The following is a 24,465-nucleotide window of genomic DNA, read 5'->3' on the forward strand; positions in this document are numbered from 1 at the left end:
GCTCCTCCCGCGCGGCGGGCACTTCGTGGAGATCGGGAAGACGGACCTGCGCGACAGCGCCCAAGTCGCCTCGGAACACCCGGGTGTCGCGTATCTGCCCTTCGACCTCGGGGACGCCGGGCCCGACCGGATACGCGAGATCCTCGACGAACTCCAGCCCCTCTTCAGGGCCGGCACGCTCACCCCGCCGCCGGTCACCGCCTGGGACGTGCGGCGGGCCCCGGACGCGTTCCGCGCGGTCGCGCAGGCACGCCTCGTCGGCAAGGCGGTACTGACCCTCCCCGCCCTCACAGACACGGACACGGTCCTGGTCACCGGCGGCACCGGCACCCTCGGCGCGCACGTCGCCCGCCACCTGGTCCGGGCGCACGGCGTACGGCGCCTGGTGCTGACCTCCCGGTCCGGCGGGGGAGCGGACCTGGTGGCCGAGTTGACGAAGCTGGGCGCCGAAGTCCGGGTCGCGGCCTGCGACATGGGCGACCGGGAGGCCGTGGCCCGGTTCCTCGACGGCATCGACGGACTGACCGGCGTCGTGCACTGCGCGGGCGTCACCGACGACGGCGTCCTCACCGCCCTCACCCCCGAACGCACCACCGCCGTCCTCCACCCGAAGGCGTACGGCGCCCTCCACCTGCACGACCTCACCGCCAATCTTGACCTGGACTTCTTCGTCCTGTTCTCCTCCGCGTCCGCGACCTTCGGCGCCGCCGGACAGGGCAACTACTGCGCCGCCAACGCCGCGCTGGACGCGCTCGCCGTCGAACGCGTCCGGCAGGGCAGGCCCGGTACGGCGATCGCGTGGGGGCTGTGGGAGGAGGCCAGCGGGATGACGGCGGCGCTCGGCGCCCGGGACCTGGAGCGGTTGCGCCGTACCGGCACCCGGCCGCTGGCCACCGCCGAGGGGCTGGCCCTGTTCGACGCCGCGCTCGCCGGAACCCAACCGGCGGTCACCGCGGCGCCGTTCGACCTGTCGGCGCTGCGTGCCCGCTACCGCGAGGAACCGGCCCCCGCACTGCTCGCCGGGGTCCTCGGGACACCCCGGCCGCAGCGCAGGGCCACCACCCGCCACGAGTCCGCCGGCACCGGGGACTTCAGGGCGGCCCTGGCCACGCTGGCGGAGGAGGACCGGCCGGGACGGATACTGGCGCTCGTCGTCGAACGCACCGCACAGGTCCTCGGGCACGCGCACGCCGGGGACATCGACCCGGAACAGGCGTTCAAGGACCAGGGCTTCGACTCCCTGACCGCCGTCGAACTGCGCAACCGGCTCACCGCGGCCACCGGCCTCACCGTCCCCGCGACCCTCGTCTTCGACCATCCCTCACCGGCCGCGCTCGCCGAACACCTGCTGAAGCTGCTGCTGCCGGCCGAGACGGACCCCGCCGAGCGGCTGCGGCGCGACCTCGACCGGCTGGAGACGGCCGCCGAGGCGCTCGACCCCGGCGACCCGGCGCACACCGAGACCGCCGAACGCCTGCGCCGCATCCTCGGCCGGCTCACCACCACCGCGCCGGCCGAGGACACACCGCACACCGGACTCGGCGGCGCCAGCGCCGACGAACTACTGGCCTTTATCGACAGCGAGTTCGGCGACCTGACCTGACCGGCGAACAGCCGACCCTCCCCCCTCCACCGAAGCGGCCCATCGGAGAACCCGTGGCGAACGACGACAAGGTTGTTGACTACCTCAAGCGGGTGACCGCCGACCTCCAGCGCACCCGCAGCCGGCTCGGCGAGCTGGAGAACGACCGCCGGGAACCGGTGGCCATCGTCGCGATGGCCTGCCGCTTCCCCGGACAGGCCGACACCCCCGAGGCCCTGTGGGACCTCGTACGGGAGGGCCGCGACGCCATCGGACCCTTCCCCGAGGACCGCGGCTGGCAGACCCAAGCCCTCGCCGACGCCGGCGTCCGCCTCGAAGGCGGATTCCTGTACGGCGCCGGGGAGTTCGACGCCGCCTTCTTCGGGATCTCCCCGCGCGAGGCGCTCGCCATGGACCCCCAGCAGCGGCTCCTCCTGGAGACCTCCTGGGAGGCCGTCCGGCGCGCCGGCCTCGACCCCGCCGCGCTCAAGGGCAGCGACGCGGGCGTGTTCGTCGGCATGACCGACCAGAAGTACGGCCCGCACGGCGAGACCGCGCTCGGCGAGGTCCGCGGCCATGTCCTCACCGGCACCACCAGCAGCGTCGCCTCCGGCCGCCTCTCCTACCACTACGGCCTCGAAGGGCCCGCGCTCACCGTCGACACCGCCTGCTCGTCCTCCCTCGTCGCCCTCCACCTCGCGACCCGCTCCCTGCGCGCCCGCGAATGCTCCCTCGCGCTGGTCGGCGGCGCCACCGTGATGGCCGCGCCCTCCCTGTACGAGGAGTTCCTCCTGCAAGGGGGTCTCGCGGGCGACGGCCGCTGCAAGTCGTTCGCCGACACCGCCGACGGCACCGGCTGGGGAGAGGGCGCGGGCGTGCTCGTCCTGTGCCGGCTCTCCGACGCCGTCCGCGAGGGCTATCCCGTGCTCGCCGTGATCCGCGGCTCGGCCGTCAACCAGGACGGCGCCTCCAACGGCCTCACCGCACCCAACGGCCCCTCCCAGGAACGCGTCATCAAGTCCGCGCTCACCGACGCCCAGCTCAGTCCCGGACAGATCGACGCCGTCGAGGCCCACGGCACCGGGACCCGGCTGGGCGACCCCGTCGAGGCGCAGGCACTGCTCGCGACGTACGGGCAGGACCGCGAACACCCCCTGTATCTCGGCTCGTTGAAGTCCAACATCGGACACACGCAGGCCGTGTCGGGACTCGGCGGCGTCATCAAGACCGTGCAGGCGCTGCGCGCCGCGATCCTGCCGAGGACCCTCCACCTGGACACGCCGACCCGGGAGGTGGACTGGACCTCCGGAGCCGTCGAACTCCTCACCGAGGAACGGGAGTGGCCGCAGACCGGACGACCCCGCCGCGCCGGTGTCTCCTCGTTCGGGATCAGCGGGACCAACGCGCACGTCATCCTGGAACAGGCACCCGACCCGGAGACGGCCCCCGCCCCGGACGACGCCGACCGCCCCACCACCGTCCTCCTCTCCGCGCGCACCCCCGAGGCCCTGCGTGCCAGCGCCGCCCGGCTGCGCGAGCACGCCGCGCGACCCGACGCCGCCCCCGTCCCCGTGCTGGCCCGCGCGCTCGCCCCGGCCGCCGCGCACTTCGCGCACCGCGCCGCCGTCACCGGCACCGGCGCCGACGAGATCCGCGCGGGGCTCGACGCGCTCGCGCAGGGCCGCCCGCACGCCCACGCCGTACGCGGCAGCGCCGCACCGGCCGGGAGACTCGCCTTCCTGTTCACCGGACAAGGAGCTCAGCGTGCCCGCATGGGACGCGAACTGTATGCCGCGCATCCGGTGTTCGCCGACGCCTTCGACGCCGTCCGCACCCGGCTGGACCCGCTCCTGGAACGGCCCCTGGAGGAGGTCCTCGACTCCGACGAACTGCTCGGACGCACCGCCTACACGCAGACCGCGCTGTTCGCCGTGGAAGTCGCCCTGTTTCGGCTGCTCGGACACTGGGGCATCACCCCCGACCTCATGCTCGGCCACTCCGTGGGGGAGCTGGCCGCCGCGCACGTCGCCGGGGTGTTCTCCCTCGACGACGCCTGCACGCTGGTAGCCGCCCGCGCGACCCTGATGCAGGCGCTCCCCGAGGGCGGCGCGATGCTCGCCGTCGAGATCCCCGAAGCGGACGCCGAGGAACTCCTGACGGCGGCCGGCACCGGCGGGAAGCTCGCCGTGGCCGCCGTCAACGGGCCGCGCGCGACCGTGCTCTCCGGCCTCGCCGAAGCCGTCGACCAGACCGCCGCCCTGTGCGCGGAACGGGGCCTGCGCGTACGCCGCCTCAAGGTCAGCCACGCCTTCCACTCACCCCTGACCGAGCCGATGCTCGCCGGCTTCGCCGAGGTCGCCGCCCGCGTCACCTACCACGCCCCGGCGATCCCCGTCGTCTCCAACCTCACCGGCGAGATCGCCGGCGCCGAACTGGGCACCCCGGACTACTGGGTGCGGCACGTCCGCGAGGCCGTCCGCTTCCACGACGGGGTCCGCACGCTGGCCGCCGAAGGCGTCACCGCCTGCCTGGAGGTCGGGCCCGGCGGCGCGCTCAGCGTGCTGGCCCGGGACTGCGTGCCGGAGGGCGGACCGGTGTGCGTCCCCGCGCTGCCCCGCGACCGCCCCGAACCGGCCGCGCTGCTCACGGCCCTCGCGACCCTGCACGTCCAAGGCGTCCCCGTCGACTGGAGCACCGTCCTGGGCGGCCCCGCCGACCCGTACGAGACGGCCGCGCTGCCGACGTACCCCTTCCAGCGCGAGCGCTACTGGCTCCCCGCGACACCGGGCTCCGCGAACCTGCTGCCGCCCGCGCCGCAGCTCACCGCACCCCGGCCGGCCGCCGCACGGACCGGGGGAGCGGACCTGGACCTGGTGCGCGGCGCGGCGGCGGCCGTCCTCGGACACGCGAGCGCCGACGCCGTACCCGCCGACCGCTCCTTCGACGAGCTGGGCTTCGACTCGCTGTCCGCCGTCCGCTTCCGCGACCTCCTCGCCGAGGAGACCGGCCGGACGCTGCCCGCGACGCTGGTCTTCGACCACCCGACGCCGCAGGCCGTCGTCGCCTTCCTCAACGGCGACACGGACGGCCCGGCCGCCGTACACCGCGCGACGCTCCTCGACGAACCCCTCGCGGTCGTCGGCATGGCCTGCCGCTACCCCGGCGGGGTGACCGACCCCGCGTCACTGTGGAAGCTCCTCACCGAGGGCGGCGACGGCATCACCCCCTTCCCGCGCGACCGGGGCTGGGACCTCGCCGCACTGCGCCGCATCGACGCGAACGCGCCCACGGCGGGCGGATTCCTGCACGACGCCGCCGACTTCGACGCCGGGTTCTTCGGGATCTCCCCGCGTGAGGCGCTCGCCATGGACCCCCAGCAGCGCCAGCTCCTGGAGACGTCCTGGGAGGCGCTGGAGAGCGCGGGACTCGACCCGTCCGCGCTGCGCGGCTCCCGCACCGGCGTCTTCGCAGGGAACGCGGGCTCCGACTACGCGGGCGTGCTGGCCGCGTCACCGGAGACCGAGGGACACGTCATGACCGGCACCGCCGGCAGCGTCCTGTCCGGCCGCGTCTCCTACCTCCTCGGCCTGGAGGGGCCGGCCGTCTCCGTCGACACCGCCTGCTCGTCGTCGCTCGTCGCCCTGCACCTCGCCGGGCAGGCGCTGCGCGCGGGGGAGTGCGACCTCGCGCTCGCGGGCGGCGTCACCGTCATGAACACCATGGGCGGATTCCTGGAGTTCACCCGCCAGGGCGGCCTGGCCGCCGACGGCCGCTGCAAGGCGTTCTCCGACAGCGCCGACGGCACCGGCTGGTCGGAAGGCGTCGGGGTGCTCGTCCTGGAACGGCTCTCCGACGCGCGCCGGGCCGGACACGAGATCCTGGCCGTCGTCCGGGGCTCGGCCATCAACCAGGACGGCGCCTCCAACGGCCTCACCGCACCGAGCGGTCCGGCCCAGCAGCGCGTCATCGTCCAGGCGCTCGCCAACGCCGGACTCCGCCACGACGAGGTCGACGCCGTCGAGGCGCACGGCACCGGCACCCGGCTCGGCGACCCCATCGAAGCCCAGGCCGTCCTCGCCACCTACGGCCAGGACCGCGAACACCCGCTGTACCTCGGCTCGTTGAAGTCCAACATCGGACACAGCATGGCGGCGGCCGGGGTCGGCGGGGTCATCAAGACCATCCTCGCCCTGCGCGCCGGCGTCCTGCCGCGCACCCTGCACGCCGAACAGCCCACCCGGCAGGTCGACTGGACCTCGGGCGCGGTCGAACTCCTCACGGAGCAGCGGGAATGGCCGCAGACCGGACGGCCCCGGCGTGCGGGGGTGTCGTCGTTCGGGATGAGCGGGACCAACGCGCACGTCGTCCTGGAACAGGCGCCTTCGATGGCCGTGCCGGAGGTCGCCGGGGAGGAACCGGCGCCGCGTCCCTGGGTGTTGTCGGCCCGGACCCCGGACGCCCTGCGCGCACAGGCCGCACGCCTCGCCGCCGCCCTGGGACACGCCGCGCTCGAAGGCGCCACGCCTGAAGGCGCCACGCACTCCGTCACCGCCGTCGGTCGCACGCTCCTGTCCAGCCGGACGCTCTTCGAGCACCGAGCTGTGGCGATCGGCCGGGACTGGGACGAACTCATCGATTCGGTAAGGGAGTTGGCGCAGGGCACGGCCACCGCTCCCGCCGTCACCACCGGCTCCTCCCAGCCCCTCGGACGCGGACCGGTGTTCGTGTTCCCGGGCCAGGGCTCGCAGTGGACGGGCATGGCCGTCGAACTCCTCGACTCCTCCCCGGTGTTCGCGGCCCGGATGGCCGAGTGCGAGACGGCACTCTCGGAGTTCGTGGACTGGTCGCTGACCGAAGTCCTCCGTGAGAACGGCGAGTTGGAGCGGGTGGACGTCGTCCAGCCGGTGTTGTGGGCCGTGATGGTGTCGCTCGCCGAAGTCTGGCGGTCCTACGGCGTCGAGCCCGCCGCCGTGGTGGGCCACTCGCAGGGCGAGATCGCGGCGGCCGTCGTCGCGGGCGCGCTCTCGCTGGAGGACGGCGCGCGCGTCGTCGCGCTGCGGTCCCGGGCGATCCTCGCGCTGTCGGGTCGCGGCGCGATGGTCTCCGTCCAGATGTCCGCCGACGAGGTGAGGTCCCTCAAGGCCGTCGCCGACGGCCGGGTTGACGTGGCCGCCGTCAACGGGCCCTCCTCGGTCGTCGTCGCCGGGGCTCCCGCCGACGCCGAGGAGGTCCTCGCGGAGGTCGCCGCGAACGGCGGCCGTGCGCGACGGGTCGACGTCGACTACGCGTCGCACTCCGCGCACGTCGAGGAGATCCGGGACGCGGTCGTGTCCGCGCTGGACGGCATCGCGCCCACGGCGTCGGCCGTGCCGTTCCACTCGACCGTCGAGGCCGGGGTGTTCGACACGGCCGGCCTCGACGCCGAGTACTGGTACCGGAACCTGCGCTCGACGGTCCGCCTCGAACCCACCGTCGCCGGACTCCTCGCCGCCGGGCACCACGTCTTCGTCGAGATCAGCCCGCACCCCGTCCTGACCTCCCCGCTCACCGAGACCGCCGAGTCCGCCGGGGCCGAACCCCTGGTCGTCGGCACCCTCCGGCGCGACGAGGGCGGCCCCGCGCGCATGCTGGCCTCACTCGCCGAACTCCACGTCGGAGGCGTCCCCGTCGACTGGACGGCCGCCTACCCGCAGGGCCCGGCCACCCCGGTCGCGCTGCCGACGTACGCCTTCCAGCACACGCGGATCTGGCCGACGGCCCTGCCGAACCCGGCGGGCTCCGACCCGGCGCACGACGACTTCTGGCGGGCGGTCGAGACCGGGGACGCCGGTACGCTGGCCGGCGTCCTCGACCTGCCGGACGGCGACGCGCTGACGGCCGTACTCCCCGCGCTCTCCACCTGGCGGCGCACCCGGCGCGAACGGGACACCATCGACGGCTGGCGGTACGCCGTCGACTGGCGCCCCCTCACCGCCCCCGCCGCCCCCGCCGCCCTCCCCGGAACCTGGCTCATCGCCGTACCGGAGACGACCGCTCTCACCGAGGTCGCCGAGGCCGTCCGCCTGCGTGCCGAGCACGCCGTCGTCCTGACCGTCTCCCCGCACGACACCCCCGACACCCTCGCCCACGCGATCCGCGAGGCCGCGCCCACCGCCGTCCTCGCGCTGACCGGCGCCGACACGGCCCCGCACCCGGCGAGCCCCGACGTCCCCACCGGACTCGCGACGACCCTGACCCTCTTCCAGGCCCTCGTACGATCCGAACTCACCGCACCCCTGTGGTGCGTCACCCAGGGCGCCCAGGGCACCGCCGACGACGCCGGACCCGCCGACCCCGCGCAAGCCGCCGTGTGGGCGCTGGGCCGCTGCGCCGCCGTCGAACTCCCGCACCTGTGGGGCGGGTTGATCGACCTGCCGGCCGCACCGGACCCGGCGACCACGGACCAGCTCGTCACCGTCCTCGCCCGACCCGCAGCCCTCGCCGCCGAGGACCAGCTCGCCCTGCGCCCCACCGGCGTCCTCGGCCGCCGCCTGGTCCGCACCGGACCCCCCGCGCACGGCAACCCCGGCTGGCGCGCGAACGGCACCGTCCTGGTCACCGGCGGCACCGGCGCGCTCGGCACACACATCGCGCGCTGGCTCGCCGGAGACGGCGCCGCCCACCTGATCCTCCTCAGCCGCCGGGGACCGCAGGCCCCCGGAGCCGGTGAACTCGCCGCCGAGATCGAGGCGTCGGGCACGAAGGTCACCCTCGTCGCCTGCGACACCGCCGACCGGACCGCCGTCGCCGAGACCCTCGCAGCCCTCCAGAGCGACGGCGACCTGATCCGCGCCGTCGTCCACGCGGCCGGGGTCGGCGCCGGCGGACCCGTCGCGACCGCGCCGTTCGAGGACCTCACGGCCGTCCTGTCGGCCAAAGTCACCGGCATCGACAACATCGAAGCCGCCCTCGACCCGGCGCAACTGGACGCCGTCGTCTACTTCTCCTCCGTCACCGCCGTGTGGGGAGCCGCCGACCACGGCGTCTACGCCGCCGGCAACGCCGTCCTGGACGCCCGAGCCGAACGCCGCAGCGCCGACGGCGTCCCCACCCTCTCCGTCGCGTGGGGCCCCTGGGCCGGCGGCGGCATGGTCTCCGAGACCATCTACGACCACCTGAGGCTGACCGGCCTGCCCGTCATCGAACCCGACACGGCCGTAGCCGGACTGCGGACGGTCCTCGCCGACGGCGACGTCTCCGTCCTCCTCGCGGACGTCGACTGGCCGCGCTTCGCCGAGGTCTTCACGACCGGCCGGCCCAGCCGCCTCCTCGACGAACTCCCCGAGACCCGCCCGCAGACCGACGACGAACAGCCGGCCGGAGCCGCCGCGCCCGCCTCCGAACTGGCCCGCACCCTCGCCGGACTCGACCAGGGCGCCCGCACCCGCGCCCTGCGCGACCTGGTCCGCGAACACGCGGCCGGCGTCCTCGGCCACACCGGCGCCGACGCCGTCGACCCCAAACGCGCCTTCCGCGACCTCGGCTTCGACTCCCTGACCGCCATCGACCTGCGCAACCGGCTCGCCGCCGCGACCGGCATCCGGCTGCCCTCCACGCTCGTCTTCGACCAGCCCACCGCGACCGCGCTCGCCACCCACCTCGGCGAGAAACTCTTCGGCGCGCAGGACCGCACGGCACCCGTCGTGGTCCGCGCGGCCGACCGGGACGAACCCGTCGCCGTCGTCGCCATGGGATGCCGCTTCCCCGGCGGCATCGGCTCCCCCGAGGACCTGTGGCACGCGGTCACCGAGGGCGCCGACCTCGTCGGCGGCTTCCCCGCCGACCGGGGCTGGCCGCTGCACCGGCTCCACGACCCCGAGGAGACCACCACCGACTCCAGCTACGTCGACCAGGGCGGCTTCCTGTACGACGCCGCCCTCTTCGACGCCGGGTTCTTCGGGATCTCCCCGCGCGAGGCCCTCTCCATGGACCCCCAGCAACGGCTGCTCCTGGAGACGTCCTGGGAGGCGCTGGAACGCGCCGGGATCGCCCCCGCGACCCTGCGCGGCTCCCGCACCGGCGTCTACGTCGGCATCAGCGAACAGGGCCACACCGCACGGCTGTTGGACGCCGTCGGTGACGTCGAGGGGTACTTCGCGACCGGCGCCGCCGCGAGCGTCGCCTCCGGCCGGATCTCCTACACCCTCGGCCTCGAAGGCCCGGCGGTCACCGTCGACACCGCCTGCTCCTCGTCGCTGGTCGCCCTGCACCTCGCCGCGCAGGCCCTGCGCGCGGGGGAGTGCGACCTCGCGCTCGCGGGCGGAGCGGCCGTCATGTCGGAACCGGCCTCCTTCGTCGGGTTCAGCCGTCAGCAGGCACTCGCCCGCGACGGCCGCAGCAAGGCGTTCGCGGCGGCGGCCGACGGCTTCGCCCTCGCGGAGGGCGCGGGCATGCTCGTCGTCGAACGGCTCTCGGACGCCCGCCGCAACGGCCACCCGGTCCTGGCGATCGTCCGAGGTTCGGCCGTCAACCAGGACGGCGCCTCCAACGGCCTCACCGCGCCCAACGGCCCCTCGCAGCAGCGGGTGATCCGGGACGCGTTGGCCGGCGCCGGTCTCACACCGGCCGAGGTCGACGCCGTCGAGGCCCACGGCACCGGCACGAGGCTCGGCGACCCCATCGAGGCCCAGGCCCTCCTGGAGACCTACGGACAGAACCGTGAACGGCCCCTGCTGCTCGGCTCGTTGAAGTCCAACGTCGGCCACACCCAGGCGGCGGCCGGGGTCGGCGGCGTCATCAAGACCGTCCTCGCCCTGCGGGAAGGGCTGTTGCCGCAGACCCTGCACATCGACGAGCCCACCCCCGAGGTCGACTGGACCACCGGCGCCGTGGAACTCCTCACCGAGAACCGGCCCTGGCCCAAGACGGACCGGCCCCGCCGCGCGGGCGTCTCGTCCTTCGGGATCAGCGGGACGAACGCGCACGTGATCCTCGAACAGGCCGAGGACGACACCGAACCCCCGGCCGAAGAGACACCGCACGCGACGACCGTCCCGATCGTCCTGTCCGGCCGCGACGACACCGCCCTGCGCGCCCAGGCCGCCCGCTACGCCGAACACCTCGCCCGGCACATCGGGTTGACCCCGGCGGACCTCGCCCTCTCACTCGCGTTGACCCGCACGGTCCACCCGACCGCCACGGTCCTGACCGCCACCGGCCGCGACGACCTCCAGGCTGCGCTCGCGGCTCTCGCCACCGACGGCCCGACCGTCACCGACGCCCCGGCGGACGGGGGGCTCGCGGTGGTGTTCTCGGGGCAGGGGTCGCAACGGGTCGGCATGGGCCGGGAGTTGTACGAAAAGTACCCGGTGTTCGCCGCCGCCTTCGACGAGGTGTGTGCGGGGTTCGGTGAACTGTTGCTGAAGGAGGCGGTGTTCGGGGGTACGGCTGAGGAGTTGGCGGAGACGGGTCTCGCTCAGCCGGCGTTGTTCGCGACGGAGGTTGCTCTGTATCGGCTGCTGGAGTCGTGGGGGATACGTCCGGACGTCGTGTTCGGGCATTCCCTGGGCGAGTTGGTGGCCGCGTATGTCGCCGGGGTGTGGTCGTTGGAGGACGCCTGCCGGGTGGTTGCGGCTCGGGGTCGGCTGATGCAGGAGTTGCCGTCCGGTGGGGTGATGTGGGCTGTGGAGGCGGAGGAGTCGGAACTCATCGACGTCCCCGGAGTCTGGCTGGCTGCTGTCAACGGGCCCCGGGCGGTGGTGCTTTCCGGTGAGGAGACCGCTGTCAAGGAGGTCGCCGACGGCTTCGCGGCTCAGGGCCGCCGGGTCAAGCAGCTGAAGGTCAGTCACGCGTTCCACTCCGGCCTGATGGACCCGATGCTGGACGAGTTCGCCCAGGTGCTCGCCTCCGTCTCCTACGAAGAGCCGGTCGTCCCGGTTGTCTCCAACGTCACCGGTGAGATAGCGGGCCCCGAACTCACCACCCCCGACTACTGGCTCCGGCACGTCCGCGCGGCCGTCCGCTTCGCCGACGGAGTGCGGACCGTGCAGGCCCAGGACGTCACCACCGTCCTCGAAGTCGGCCCCGACGGCTCCCTGGTCTCCCTCGTGGAGGACACCGCGCCCGGCCTGCTCGCGCTCGGTGCGCTGCGGACGGGGCGGGAGGAGACGCGGAGTCTGGCGGTCGCGGTCGGGCGGCTGCACGTGCGGGGGGTGGCCGTCGACTGGCCGGCCCTGCTCCCCGGCGCACGCCGCGCCGAACTGCCGACGTACGCCTTCCAGCACGCCTCCTACTGGCTGGAGACCACCCGGCACGCCGAAGCCCCCGACACGGCCGAGCTGTACGTCCCCGAGTGGCGGCCGATCGCGGCGCGCACCGCGTCCCTCGCCCGCCCGGCGGTCGTCGGATACGCCGACGGACACGCCGGAGTCCTCGCCGCCGCCCTCGACACCGAGGCACACGCCGGCCCCGGACAGGTGCCGGACGACGCCGAGTTCGTCGTCATCGCCCTGGAGACGGCACGCGACACGGACGAACCCGAGAACGTACGGAACTCCGCGCACGCCGCGCTGGTGTCGCTGCGGGACGTCCTGACCGACGAGCGGCTGTCGGCGCTGCCGGTGATCGCCGTGACGGAGGGCTCCACCACGGGTGGGCCCGCGCACGCCGCCGCCTGGGGGCTCGCGCTGTCGGCGCAGGCCGAGCACGCCGACCGGCTGCTGCTGATCGACCTGGCCGACGACGCCGTCGACGCTCCCCGGCTGGCGGACGCCATCGCCACCGCGCACGCCGAGGGCGAGTCCCAACTCGCTGTGCGGGACGGCCGGTTGCACGTGCTGCGGCTCGCCGTGGCCGACCCGGGCCCCGTGTCCGAGGCCCGCACCGACGGGACCGTGCTGATCACCGGGGCCACCGGGGAGCTGGGGTCGCTCGTCGCCCGGCATCTCGCGACGGCCCACGGGGTACGGGACCTCCTCCTCGTCAGCCGCAGCGGAGCCGACGCGCCGGGGGCCGCCGCGCTGGCCGCCGACCTCGAACAGGCGGGCGCGCGGCCGGTGTTCGCGTCCTGCGACGCCGGTGACCGGGACGCGCTCGCCGCGCTGATCGCCGGGATACCGGACGACCGGCCGCTCACCGGGGTCGTCCACACGGCCGGGGTCACCGACGACGGAGTTCTCACCTCGCTCACCCCCGAACGGATCGACACCGTGCTGCGGGCCAAGGCGGACGCGGCGCACCATCTCCACGAACTCACACGGGACTTGGGGCTGGACCGGTTCGTGCTGTTCTCCTCCGCCGTCGGCACGCTCGGCGGCGCCGGACAGGCCAACTACGCGGCGGCCAACGCGGCGCTCGACGCCCTCGCCCGCACCCGCCGCGCCGCCGGCCTCCCGGCGACATCGCTGGCGTGGGGGCTGTGGGGGACCGGCGGCGGCATGGGGGCGCGGATCGGGGAACTCGACCGCCGGCGCATGAACAAGGCCGGTGTCCTGGCGCTGGACGCCGCACAGGGCCTCGGCCTCTTCGACCGGGCGTGGGAGGCGGACGACGCCGTCCTGCTGCCGATGCGCACCGACCGGACCGCGCTGCGGGCCCGCGCCGAGGCCGGCACCCTCCCGGCCGTCCTGCGCGACCTCGTCCCGGCCGGCACCGGCAAGGCGCGCACGGCCGTCGAGGCCGCCCCCGAGACCGGGCTCCGCGCGCTGCCCCCGGCCGAGCGCTCCCGCGCCCTGCTGGACCTGGTGCGCTCGCGCGCCGCCGCCGTCCTCGACCACGCGTCGGCCGACGGCGTCGACCCGGAACGCGCCTTCCGCGAGGCCGGCTTCGACTCGCTGACGGCGGTGGAGCTGCGGGGCAGCCTCGCCGCCGCGACCGGGCTGGCCCTGCCCGCCGCACTGGTCTTCGACCATCCGACCCCCGCCGCGCTCGCGGCGGAACTCGACCGGCGCCTCGGTGCCGGAGCCGAGCAGGCCCGCCCCGAACTGTCCGTCCTGATCGGCCAGTTGGAGGCGGCGTTCGCCGAGCTGGCGGTGGCCGACCCCGAACGGCCCCGGTACGCGGCCCGGCTGCGCGCGCTGGCCGAGTCGGGGCCGTCCGCCCCGGACGGCGGCGACGTCGACACCCGGCTCGCGGACGCGTCGGACGACGAGCTGCTCGATTTCATCCGCACGGAACTCGGCAAGGAGTGAACGGTTCGCATGGCTGAGGACAAGGAACTCCGCGACTACCTCAAGCAGGTCGCGGCGGAACTGCACCGGACGCGCAAGCGGCTGGGAGAGCTGGAGTCGGCGGCCCGGGAACCGATCGCGGTCGTCGGCATGGCCTGCCGCTACCCCGGCGGGGTGGCGAGCCCGGACGACCTGTGGCGGCTCGTCGCCGAGGGCCGCGACGCCGTCGCCAGCTTCCCCACCGACCGGGGGTGGGACCTGGCGTCCCTCTACGACCCCGACCCGGACAAGGAAGGCACCTGCTACGTCCGCGAGGGCGGCTTCCTCGACGACATCGCCTCCTTCGACGCCGCGTTCTTCGGGATCTCCCCGCGCGAGGCGCACTCCATGGACCCCCAGCAGCGGCTGCTGCTGGAGAGCTCCTGGGAGGCCCTGGAGCGCGCCGGGCTCGACACCCGCGCGCTGAAGGGGAGCCGCACCGGTGTGTTCGCCGGTGTCTCCCAGCAGGACTACGCCAACCTCCTGAACGCCACCGAGGGAGGGATCGACGGACACGGTTCCACCGGTGTCTCCAACAGCGTGCTGTCCGGGCGGATCTCCTACGTCCTCGGCCTGGAGGGGCCGGCCGTCACGATCGACACCGCCTGCTCGTCCTCGCTGGTCGCGCTCCACCTCGCCGTGCGCTCACTGCGCGCGGGGGAGTGCGATCTGGCGCTCGCCGGGGGCGTCACCGTGATGTCCACGCCCGACGTGCACGTCATGCTGTCCCGGCAGGGTTCCCTCGCCCCCGACGGCCGCTGCAAGGCGTTCGGCGCCGCCGCCGACGGGGCGGGCTGGTCCGAGGGCGCGGGTGTCCTCGTCGTCGAGCGGCTCTCGGACGCGTTGCGCAACGGCCACCCGGTGCTGGCGGTCGTGCGGGGCTCGGCGGTCAATCAGGACGGTGCCTCCAACGGGCTGAGCGCGCCCAACGGGCCCTCGCAGCAGCGCGTCATCCGGGACGCGCTCGCCGACGCTGGGCTCACGCCGGCCGAGGTCGACGCCGTCGAGGCGCACGGCACGGGGACGCGGCTCGGGGACCCCATCGAGGCGGACGCGCTGCTGGCGACCTATGGCGCCGCGCGTCCCGCCGGACGGCCGCTGTGGCTGGGGTCGCTGAAGTCCAACATCGGGCACACGCAGGCCGCCGCAGGGGTCGGCGGCATCATCAAGATGGTCCAGGCGATCCGGCAGGGGCAGTTGCCGCGCACCCTGCACGCCGACGAGCCGACGCCGTTCGTCGACTGGTCCGCCGGGACCGTGCGGCTGCTGTCCGAGGCACGGGACTGGTCCGACGAGAGCGCGCCGCGCCGGGCCGGGGTCTCCTCGTTCGGCGTGAGCGGGACGAACGCGCACATCATCCTGGAACAGGCACCGCGCGAAGAGGCCGCACCCGAGGCCGTCCCCGGGGACGACGGTGTGCTCCCCACGCTGCTCTCCGCCAAGGGGACCACCGCCCTCCGGGTCAGGGCCCGGCAGCTCCTCGACCACCTCGGCGCCGATGGCGTCGACACCGCCGGGCACGACCTGCCGGCCGTCGCCCGCCCCCTCGCGCTCGGCCGTACCCCCCTCGACCAGCGCGCCGCCGTCCTCACCGACAGCCGCGACGGGCTGCTCACCGCTCTGACCGCGCTCGCCGAAGGCCGCCCGCACGACGCGCTCGCCGAAGGCACCGCCGTCACCGGACGCACAGCGCTCGTGCTCCCCGGACAAGGGTCCCAGTGGCTCGGCATGGCCCGCGAACTCCTCGACGCGGAACCGGTGTTCGCCGAGCACGCGCACGCCTGCGCACAGGCCGTGCAGGAGCTGGTCGACTGGGACGTCCTGTCCGTCCTGCGCGGCGAGCCGGACGACGTCGACGCCGACCGGATCGACGTCATCCAGCCCGTCCTGTTCACCGTGATGGTCTCCCTGGCCCGCACCTGGGAGGCGTACGGAGTCCGGCCCGACGCCGTCGTCGGCCACTCGCAGGGCGAGATCGCCGCCGCTCACCTCAGCGGCGGGCTGAGCCTCGACGACGCCGTCCGTGTCGTCGTCCTGCGCAGTCGTGCGCTGCGCACGCTCACCGTCGAGGGCGGCATGGCGTCCGTGCTGCTGCCCGAGGCGGAGGTGCGTGAGCGGCTGGCGCCGTGGGCGGACCGGCTGTGGATCGCCGCCGTCAACGGTCCGGCGTCCGTCGCGCTGACCGGTGTACCCGACGCCTGTGACGCGTTCGTCGCCGCCTGCGAGGCGGACGGCGTCCAGGCCCGCCGTATCCCGGGGGCCGCGAGCCCCGGACACTCGCCGTTCGTCGAGGTGCTGCGCGAGCAACTCCTCAAGGATCTCGCCGGGTTGCAGCCGCGCGGCGGCGAGGTGCCGTTCTACTCGACCGTCACCGGCGCCCCCCTCGACACCGCGCGGCTGGACGCTGCGTACTGGTGCCGCAACATGCGTGAGCCGGTGCGGTTCGCCGACGCCGTGCGGGCGCTGCTCGCCGACGGGCACCGGCTGTTCGTCGAGCCGAGCCCGCACCCCGTGCTCGTCACGTCCGTCCAGCAGTGCGTGGAGGCTGAGGAGCACGACGCCGCCGTGGTCGGCACCCTGCGCCGGGGCGAGGGAGGTACCGCGCGGCTGCGGACCGCGCTCGCGCACGCCTGGGCCGGGGGCGCCGACCCGGACTGGTCGCGCGTCTTCGCCGGCGTCCCGGCCCGCCCCGGGGTGCTGCCCGAGCTGCCGACGTACCCGTTCCAGCGCCGCCGCCACTGGCCGGAGGGGCGGCGCCGTGCCGCCGACGTCACCGCCGCCGGGGTGGGCGCGCTCGACCACCCGCTGCTGGGCGCGCTGGTCCGCCTCGCGGACGCCGACGGCGCCGTCCTCACCGGCCGGATCTCCGCCGCCGACCACCCGTGGCTCGACGGCTACGCCCTCGTCGACCGCCCGGTCCTTCCCGGCACCGCCTTCGTCGAACTCGCCGTCGCGGCCGGTGACCCCTTCGACCGGGGGCGCGTCGAGGAACTCACCCTGCACACCCCGCTCACCCTCCCGGCGGACGGCACGGTCGCCCTCCAGATCAGGGTCGGCGCCGACACCGACGAGCGCCGCACCTTCACCGTCCACTCCACCTCGGCCGCGCCCGACGAGGACGCCCCCTGGCTCCTGCACGCCTCCGGCACCCTGGTCCCCGAGACGACCACCGCCCCCGAAGACCTCACGTCCTGGCCACCACCCGCCGAACAGGCCGACGTGACCAAGGTGTACGACGACCTCGGCGCGGCCGGCTTCACCTACGGCCCCGAACGCCGCCTCCTCACCGCCCTGTGGCGCACCGGGAGCGACGCCTACGCCGAAGTCGCCCTGCCCGCAGGACAGGGCACCGAAGCCGCCCGCTTCGCCCTGCACCCCGCGCTCGCCGAAGCCGCCCTGCACGCCCTCCAGGCGCTCGACGGCGACCCGGCCGTCCCCTTCTCCTGGAGCGGCGTCCAACTGCACGCCACCGGCGCGACCCGCCTGCGCGTCCGCCTCACCCGCACCGGACCGGGCACGGTCCGCGTCCTGCTCGCCGACACCACCGGCGCCCCCGTCGCCACCGCCGACGCCCTCCTGCTGCGCCCCGTCGCCCCGGCGGGCCTCCTCACGGCAACCCCGTCCGCCGAACGCCTCGACCGCGTCGAACCGTCCCCCCGGCCACGCCCCCGCCGCACCGCAGCCGCTGCCGGGACCGGGGACGACGCCGACGCGGGAACCCTGCGCGGCTGGCTCCTGCCGCTCACCGAGACCGAACGCACCGGCGTCCTGCTGCGCCTGGTCCGCGACACCGCCGCCACCGCCCTCGGCCACGAGGACGCCGACAGCGTGCAGTCCGCACGGCCCTTCCGGGACCTCGGCTTCGACTCCCTGACCTCGGTCGACTTCCGCAACCGGCTCTCCACCGCGAGCGGACTGCGCCTGCCCGTCTCGATCGTCTTCGACCACCCCTCGCCCCGCCAACTCGTCCGCGCCCTGTACGCCGAGCTGTTCCCGGACGCCGCCGAGACGACGGCCGCGACCGGCGCCGCACCGGCCCGCCCCCGCCGCACCGGCGCCGACGACGAGCCGATCGCCGTCGTCGGGATGGCCTGCCGCTTCCCCGGCGGGGTCGGCAGCCCCGAGGAGCTGTGGGAGATGCTCGCCGAAGGCCGCGAAGGCATCGGCGGACTCCCGCGCGACCGGGGCTGGCGCCCGCAGGAGGCGGCACGCGGCGGCTTCCTCGACGACGTCGCCGGATTCGACGCCGCCTTCTTCGGCATCACCCCGCGCGAGGCCCTGACCATGGACCCCCAGCAGCGCCTGCTCCTGGAGACATCGTGGGAGGCCGTCGAACGCGCCGGGATCGACCCGGCCACCCTGCGCGGCACCCGCACCGGCGTCTACGCCGGCGCCGCCGGACTCGGCTACGCCACCCTCTTCCCGCCCGGCTCGGAGCAGCTCGCCGGATACACCGTCACCGGCAGTGCCACCAGCGTCATCACCGGCCGTGTCGCCTACGTCCTCGGCCTGGAGGGGCCGGCCGTCACCGTCGACACCGCCTGCTCCTCCTCCCTCGTCGCCCTGCACGACGCCGTGCAGGCGCTGCGCCGGGGCGAGGTCGACCTCGCGCTGACCGGCGGGGTCTGCGTCATGCCGGACGCCGCGCTCTTCGCGGACTTCGGCCGCCAGGGCGGCATGGCCCCCGACGGCCGCTGCAAGGCGTTCTCCGACTCCGCCGACGGCATCGGCTGGGGGGAGGGCGTCGGCGTGCTGCTCGTCCAGCGGCTCTCCGACGCGCGCCGCGACGGAAACCGGGTGCTGGCGGTCGTACGCGGGTCGGCGATCAACCAGGACGGCGCCTCCAACGGGCTCACCGCGCCCAACGGCCTCGCTCAACAGCGGGTCATCCAGGACGCGTTGGCGGACGCGGGGCTCGCACCGGCCGACATCGACGCCGTCGAGGCCCACGGCACCGGGACGAAACTCGGCGACCCCATCGAGGCCAACGCGCTGCTGGCCACCTACGGCGCCGAGCGCCCCGAGGGGCAGCCGCTGTATCTCGGGTCGCTGAAGTCCAACATCGGGCACACCATGTCGGCGGCCGGGGTCGGCGGCGTCATCAAGACCGTCCTCGCGCTCGGCCGGGGTGAACTCCCCAGGACCTTGCACGCCGACGAGCGATCCACGGCGATCGACTGGGAGGCGGGGACCGTCGAGCTGCTCACCGAACCCCGGAGCTGGCCGGAGACCGGTCGGCCCCGGCGCGCGGGAGTCTCCTCGTTCGGGATCAGCGGCACGAACGCGCACGTCCTGCTCGAACAGGCCCCGCAGGAACCCGGCGTGGAGGCCCCCAACCCGCAGACCCCGCCCCGCTCCTGGCCGCTGCTGGTCTCCGCGCACGACGAGAACGCCCTGCGCGCCCAGGCGTCCCGCCTCCTGGAGCGGCTCACCGCCGACCCCGCGCCGGCCCTCACCGACCTCACCCGCTCGCTCGCCACCACCCGGACCGCCCTGGAACTGCGCGCGGCGGCCGTCGTCCACGACCTCACCGAGGCGCGGGAGGCGCTCACCGCGCTCGCGGACGGCGAACTGCCCGCCGGACTCCTGCGGGACACGGCACGCGAAGGGGACCTCGCGCTGCTGTTCACCGGCCAGGGCGCCCAGCACCCCGGCATGGGCCGCGAACTGTACGCCGCCCACCCGGTGTTCGCGCAGACCCTCGACGCGGTCTGCCTCCACCTGGACCCGCTGCTGCCGCGCCCGCTCACCGAGGTGATGTTCGCGGAGACCGGCGACGACATCCACCGCACCGAGTTCACCCAGCCCGCGCTGTTCGCCTTCGAGACCGCCCTGTACCGGCTCCTGGAGAGCTGGGGTATCAGGCCCGCCTACCTGCTGGGGCACTCCGTCGGCGAGATCACCGCCGCGCACGTCGCCGGAGTGCTGTCCCTCCCCGACGCGTGCACGCTGATCGCGGCCCGGGGCCGGCTCATGCAGCGACTCCCGGAAGGCGGCGGCATGCTCGCCGTCTCCGTCGACGAGGAACGCGCTCTCGGCGTCCTCGCCAGCCGCACGGACGTGACCGTCGCCGCCGTCAACGCCCCCGGCTCGGTGGTCCTGTCCGGGCCGTCCGGGGAACTGGCCGCGCTGCGCGAGCAGTTCACCGAGGAGGGCGCGCGGACCCGGGTCCTGACGGTCAGCCACGCCTTCCACTCACCGCTGATGGAGCCGATGCTGGAGGAGTTCGGGGCGGTCGTCGCCGGACTCGACCTGCGCGCGCCGCGCATCCCCGTCGTCTCCAACCTGACCGGGCTCCCGCTCACCGCCGAGCAGGCGTGCTCTCCCGAGTACTGGGTGCGGCACGTCCGCGAGGCCGTCCGCTTCGCCGACGGGGTGCGCCACCTCGCCGCCGAGGGGGTGGGCGTGCTGCTGGAGGCGGGGCCCGACGGCGCCCTGACCGGCATGGCACAGAGCTGCCTCGACGAGCGGGGGGACACGGTCGTGTGCGTCCCCGCGCAGCGCCGGGACGCTCCGCAGGACGAGACGCTGATCACCGCCGTCGCACGCGTCCACCTCGCGGGCCGGTCCGTCGACCACGCCGCGCTGTTCGCCGGGTCCGGCGGCCGGACCGTCTCCCTGCCCACCTACCCGTTCCAGCGCGCACGCTACTGGCCCGACCCCCGTCCGGCGGGCGGCGGCGACCTCGCCTCCCTCGGCCTCGACGACGCCGGACACCCGCTGCTCGGCGCGCGCGTCACCACCGCCGACGGACAGACCCTGTTCACCGGCGAGCTGTCCACGGCCACGCACGCCTGGCTCGCGGACCACGCGATCCTGGAGACGCCGCTCTTCCCGGGCACCGGCTTCGTCGAACTGGCGCTGTGGGCGGGCGGCGTCTTCGGCTGCCGCCACCTCGACGAACTCACCCTCGCCGCCCCGCTCCCCGTCCCCGGCGACACCCCCGTCCGCCTCCAGGTCGCCGTAGGCCCCGAGGAGGCGGGCGCGCGCACCGTCACCGTGCACTCCCGCACCGAGGACGACGGACCCTGGACCGCGCACGCCGAAGGCACCCTCCTCACCGAAGCCGAGGGCGCCGCCCCGGTCCCCTTGGCGTGGCCGCCGGCCGACGCCGAGGCCGTCGACCTGTCCACCTACTACGGCGACCTCGTCGACCACGGCTTCACCTACGGCCCCGCCTTCCAGGGACTCACAGCCGCCTGGCGACGCGGCACCGAGGTGTTCGCGGAGGTGCGGCTCCCCGAACACCTCGGTGCCGGATTCTCCGTCCACCCCGCGCTGCTGGACGCCGCCATGCACGCGCTCGGCTTCCGCCCGAACGCCACCTCCGCCTCCGGCCCGCTGCTGCCGTTCGCCTGGCGCGGCGTCACCCGCTACGACCAGCAGGCCACCACGCTGCGCGTCCACGTCCGCGACGAGGCCGAGGACAAGGTCTCCGTCGACCTCGCCGACGTGGACGGCCGGCCCGTCCTCACCGTCGCCGCGTTGCACATGCGGGCCACCTCCAGCGCCCAGCTCGACACCGTGCGGCTGCGTCCGGAGTGGCTGCTGCGCACCGAGTGGACGCCGCTCGGGCAGGCACCGTCCGGGACGGCTGCGGTGCGTGGGCGGATCTCCGTGCTCGGCGCGGCGGACCCGGAGCTGCTGGAGTCGCTGGGGGAGGACGTCGAACAGGTCACGGACCTCGACGCGTTGCGCGCGCTGGACACGTCTCCCGCGCTCGTCGTCGTCCCCGTGGAGCGGGCCGCGCCGACCGCCGCCGCGACCCGGGACGCCGTCCACCGGACGCTGTCCCTGCTCCAGACGTGGTCCCGTGAACCGGTGCTGGCCGGAACGCAGTTGGTGCTGTGCACGTCGGGTGCGGCGACCGGCGAGGACACGGCCGTGGCCGATCCGGCGGGCGCCGCCGTGTGGGGGCTGGCCCGCTCCGCCCAACTGGAGAACCCGGGAAGCGTCCTGCTCGTCGACCGGCTCCCCGGCGCCACCACCGCACTGCGCACGGCGCTCGGCCGAGCCGCTGTCCTCGGCGAGGACCAGCTCGTCCTGCGCGGCGACCAGATCCTCGTCCCCCGCCTGACCCGCCTGGCACAGGCCGACCCGGCCCCCGACCCGCTGTGGCCCACCGAAGGCACCGTCCTCGTCACCGGCGCGACCGGCACCCTGGGCCGCCTCGTCTCTCGCCACCTCGTCACCCGGCACGGCGTCACCGGCCTGCTGCTGGTCTCCCGGCGCGGCGCCGACGCCCCCGGCATGGACGACCTGATCGCCGAACTCGCTGCCCAGGGAGCCACCGTCCGCACCGCCGCCTGCGACACCGCCGACCGGGACGCGCTCGCCGCGCTCCTCGGCACCGTCCCCGACCTGCGGGCCGTCGTCCACACGGCCGGGACCGTCGCCGACGCCACGCTCACCGCGCTCACCCCCGAACAGGTCGACACCGTCCTGCCCGTCAAGACCGACGCCCTCGCACACCTCGACGAACTCGCCCCGGACGTCGAACGGTTCGTGGTGTTCACCTCGCTCGCCGGCGTCATGGGAGGCGCCGGACAGGCCAACTACGCGGCGGCCAACGCGTTCGCGGACGCCCTGTGCACCCGCCGCGCCGCCCAGGGACGGCCCGCCACCGCGCTCGCCTGGGGACCCTGGCAGCGCGGCGAGGGGATGACGGCGAACGTCGGCGAGAGCGACCTCGCGCGCATCGCCAGGATCGGCCTGCGCCAGCTCGACCCGCGCGAAGGCATGGCCCTGATGGACGCGGCCGTCGCCACCGGCGCCCCCGCGACCGTCCCCGTCCGCCTCGACGTCTCCGTCCTCGACGCCGACGACCCCACCACCCCCGTCCTGCTGCGCGGCCTCGCCCCCCGCACCGCCGGCGCGTCCGCCGTCCCGGCGGGCAGCCTGCGCGAACGCCTCCTGCCGCTGTCCGACGACGACCGGATCACCGCGCTCGTCGACCTGGTCCGCGCCGAGACCGCCACCGCCGCAGGACTCGGCGCCGGGAGCGCCGTACCGCCCGGGAAGCCGTTCCAGAGCCTCGGCTTCGACTCCTTGATGTCCGTCGACCTGCGCAACCGGCTCTCCGCGCTCGCGGGCCTCAGGCTGCCGGCCACCCTCGTCTTCGACCACCCGACCCCCGGCGACGTCGCCGACCTCCTCTTCCAGGAACTCGACCTGGCCTCCGCCCAGGCCCCCGACCCGGCGGCGCTCGCCCTGCGGTCCCTGGAGGACGCCCTGAGCACACCCGCCGACGACGACCCCGCCCGCACCGCCAACCTCGCGGCGCGGCTGCGCGCCCTGCTCACCCGGCTCGAAGCGCCCGCCGACCGCATGGGCGACGACGGCACGGACGGCGACGACGACCTCAGCGGCGCCAGCACCGCGGAACTCCTCAGCCTCATCGGGGACGAGTTCGGCATCCGCTGACCCATCCCTACTTCCTCGAACATTCACGGAGCGCACCATGCCCCTGGAGATGGAAACCCCCCTCCCCTACCAGCGCGACCAGCGCTGCCCCTACGACCCGAGCCCGGCACTCAGCCGAGCCCAGCGCGAGGAACCGGTCGCCAAGTACCGGATGGCCGACGGCCGGGACATCTGGGTCGTCACCCGCTACGACGACGTCCGCGAGGTTCTCACCGACGACCGTCTCAGCAGCGCGCTCACCCCCCTCACCCTCATGGTCCCCGGCGTCGACGACACCGGCCTGGAGATCTCCCCCGGCAGTTTCGTCAACATGGACCCCCCGCACCACACCCGGCTGCGCCGCACCATCGCCGGCGGCTTCACCGCACGCCGGATGCGCGAACTCACCCCCCGCCTGGAGCAGATCGCCGAGAACTGCCTCGACGACCTCGAACGCAAGGGGCACGGCACCGACTTCATGACCGCGTTCGCCAACCCCTTCCCGCTGCTGGCGATCTGCGAACTCCTCGGCCTCACCGACGAACAGCGCGCCGCCTACCTCGCCATCACCGAACGCTCACCCGGCCTCGCCGCCACCGAGGAGGAGGCGCTCGAACTCATCGGCGCAGCAAACCAGTTCATGTTCGACGTCGTCGCCGAACAACGCGCACACCCCGGCGACGGAATGATCGGCATCCTCGTCCGCGACCACGGCGACGACCTCTCCGACGCCGAGATCGCCGGCATGGCCAACATGCACCTCACCGCCGGATTCGACACCGTCGCCGGCACCCTCGGCCTCGGCCTGCTCGCCCTCCTCGACCACCCCGACCAGTTCCGTCTCCTGCGCGACGACCCCGCCGTCCTCGACACGGCCGTCGAGGAACTCATGCGCTACCTCAGCGTCATCTCCGCCACCGGCGGACGGACGGCCACCGAGGACATCGAACTGCGCGGCGTCACCATCAAGAAGGGCGAGTACGTCGTCCCCGCGCTCGCCGCCGCCAACCGCGACCCCGACCGCTTCCCCGACCCCGACCGGCTCGACCTGACCCGCCCCCAGAACCAGCAGGTCGGCTTCGGCCACGGAGTGCACCGCTGCCCCGGCGCCGCCATGACCCTCATCGAGATGAAGGTCGGCCTCACCGCGCTCCTACGCCGCTTCCCCGGCATCCGCCTCGCCGTCCCCCGCGAGGAGATCGCCTTCCGCGGCTACAACATGGTCCACAGCGCCCTCGCGATCCCCGTCGCCTGGTGACCCACCGCACCGCCCCCACCCCCTAGCGTCCCCGCGCC

At 74.8% G+C, this 24,465-nt stretch carries 4 protein-coding genes; all 4 read left to right on the plus strand.

Annotation, left to right across the window (positions count from 1 at the left end; translation table 11 throughout):
- The coding region (locus ABZX85_RS48710; protein WP_355884847.1) for an SDR family NAD(P)-dependent oxidoreductase at positions 1–1,603 on the plus strand (1,603 nt) is incomplete at its 5' end.
- Between the two features lie 53 nt (positions 1,604–1,656).
- The gene (locus ABZX85_RS48715; RefSeq protein WP_355884848.1) at positions 1,657–13,749 is read left to right on the plus strand and encodes a type I polyketide synthase; all 12,093 of its coding nucleotides are present in this window, start codon (positions 1,657–1,659) and stop codon (positions 13,747–13,749) included.
- A gap of 9 nt (positions 13,750–13,758) precedes the next feature.
- Positions 13,759–23,190 (plus strand): SDR family NAD(P)-dependent oxidoreductase, encoded by a 9,432-nt coding sequence (locus ABZX85_RS48720; RefSeq protein WP_355884849.1) that lies wholly within the window; start codon positions 13,759–13,761, stop codon positions 23,188–23,190.
- Between the two features lie 37 nt (positions 23,191–23,227).
- Positions 23,228–24,427 carry a cytochrome P450 gene (locus ABZX85_RS48725; protein ID WP_355884850.1) on the plus strand — a complete coding sequence of 400 codons (1,200 nt, stop codon included), beginning with the start codon at positions 23,228–23,230 and terminating at the stop codon, positions 24,425–24,427.
- The last annotated feature ends 38 nt before the right edge of the window (positions 24,428–24,465 follow it).

The organism is Streptomyces sp. NPDC004539, from assembly GCF_040610055.1.
Lineage (GTDB): Bacteria > Actinomycetota > Actinomycetes > Streptomycetales > Streptomycetaceae > Streptomyces.

What these genes read in the sequence shown, in the direction of transcription:
- ABZX85_RS48720 (WP_355884849.1), top strand. Translation starts at nt 13,759, where the DNA reads ATGGCTGAGGACAAGGAACTCCGCGACTACCTCAAGCAGGTCGCGGCG.
- ABZX85_RS48725 (WP_355884850.1), top strand. Translation starts at nt 23,228, where the DNA reads ATGCCCCTGGAGATGGAAACCCCCCTCCCCTACCAGCGCGACCAGCGC.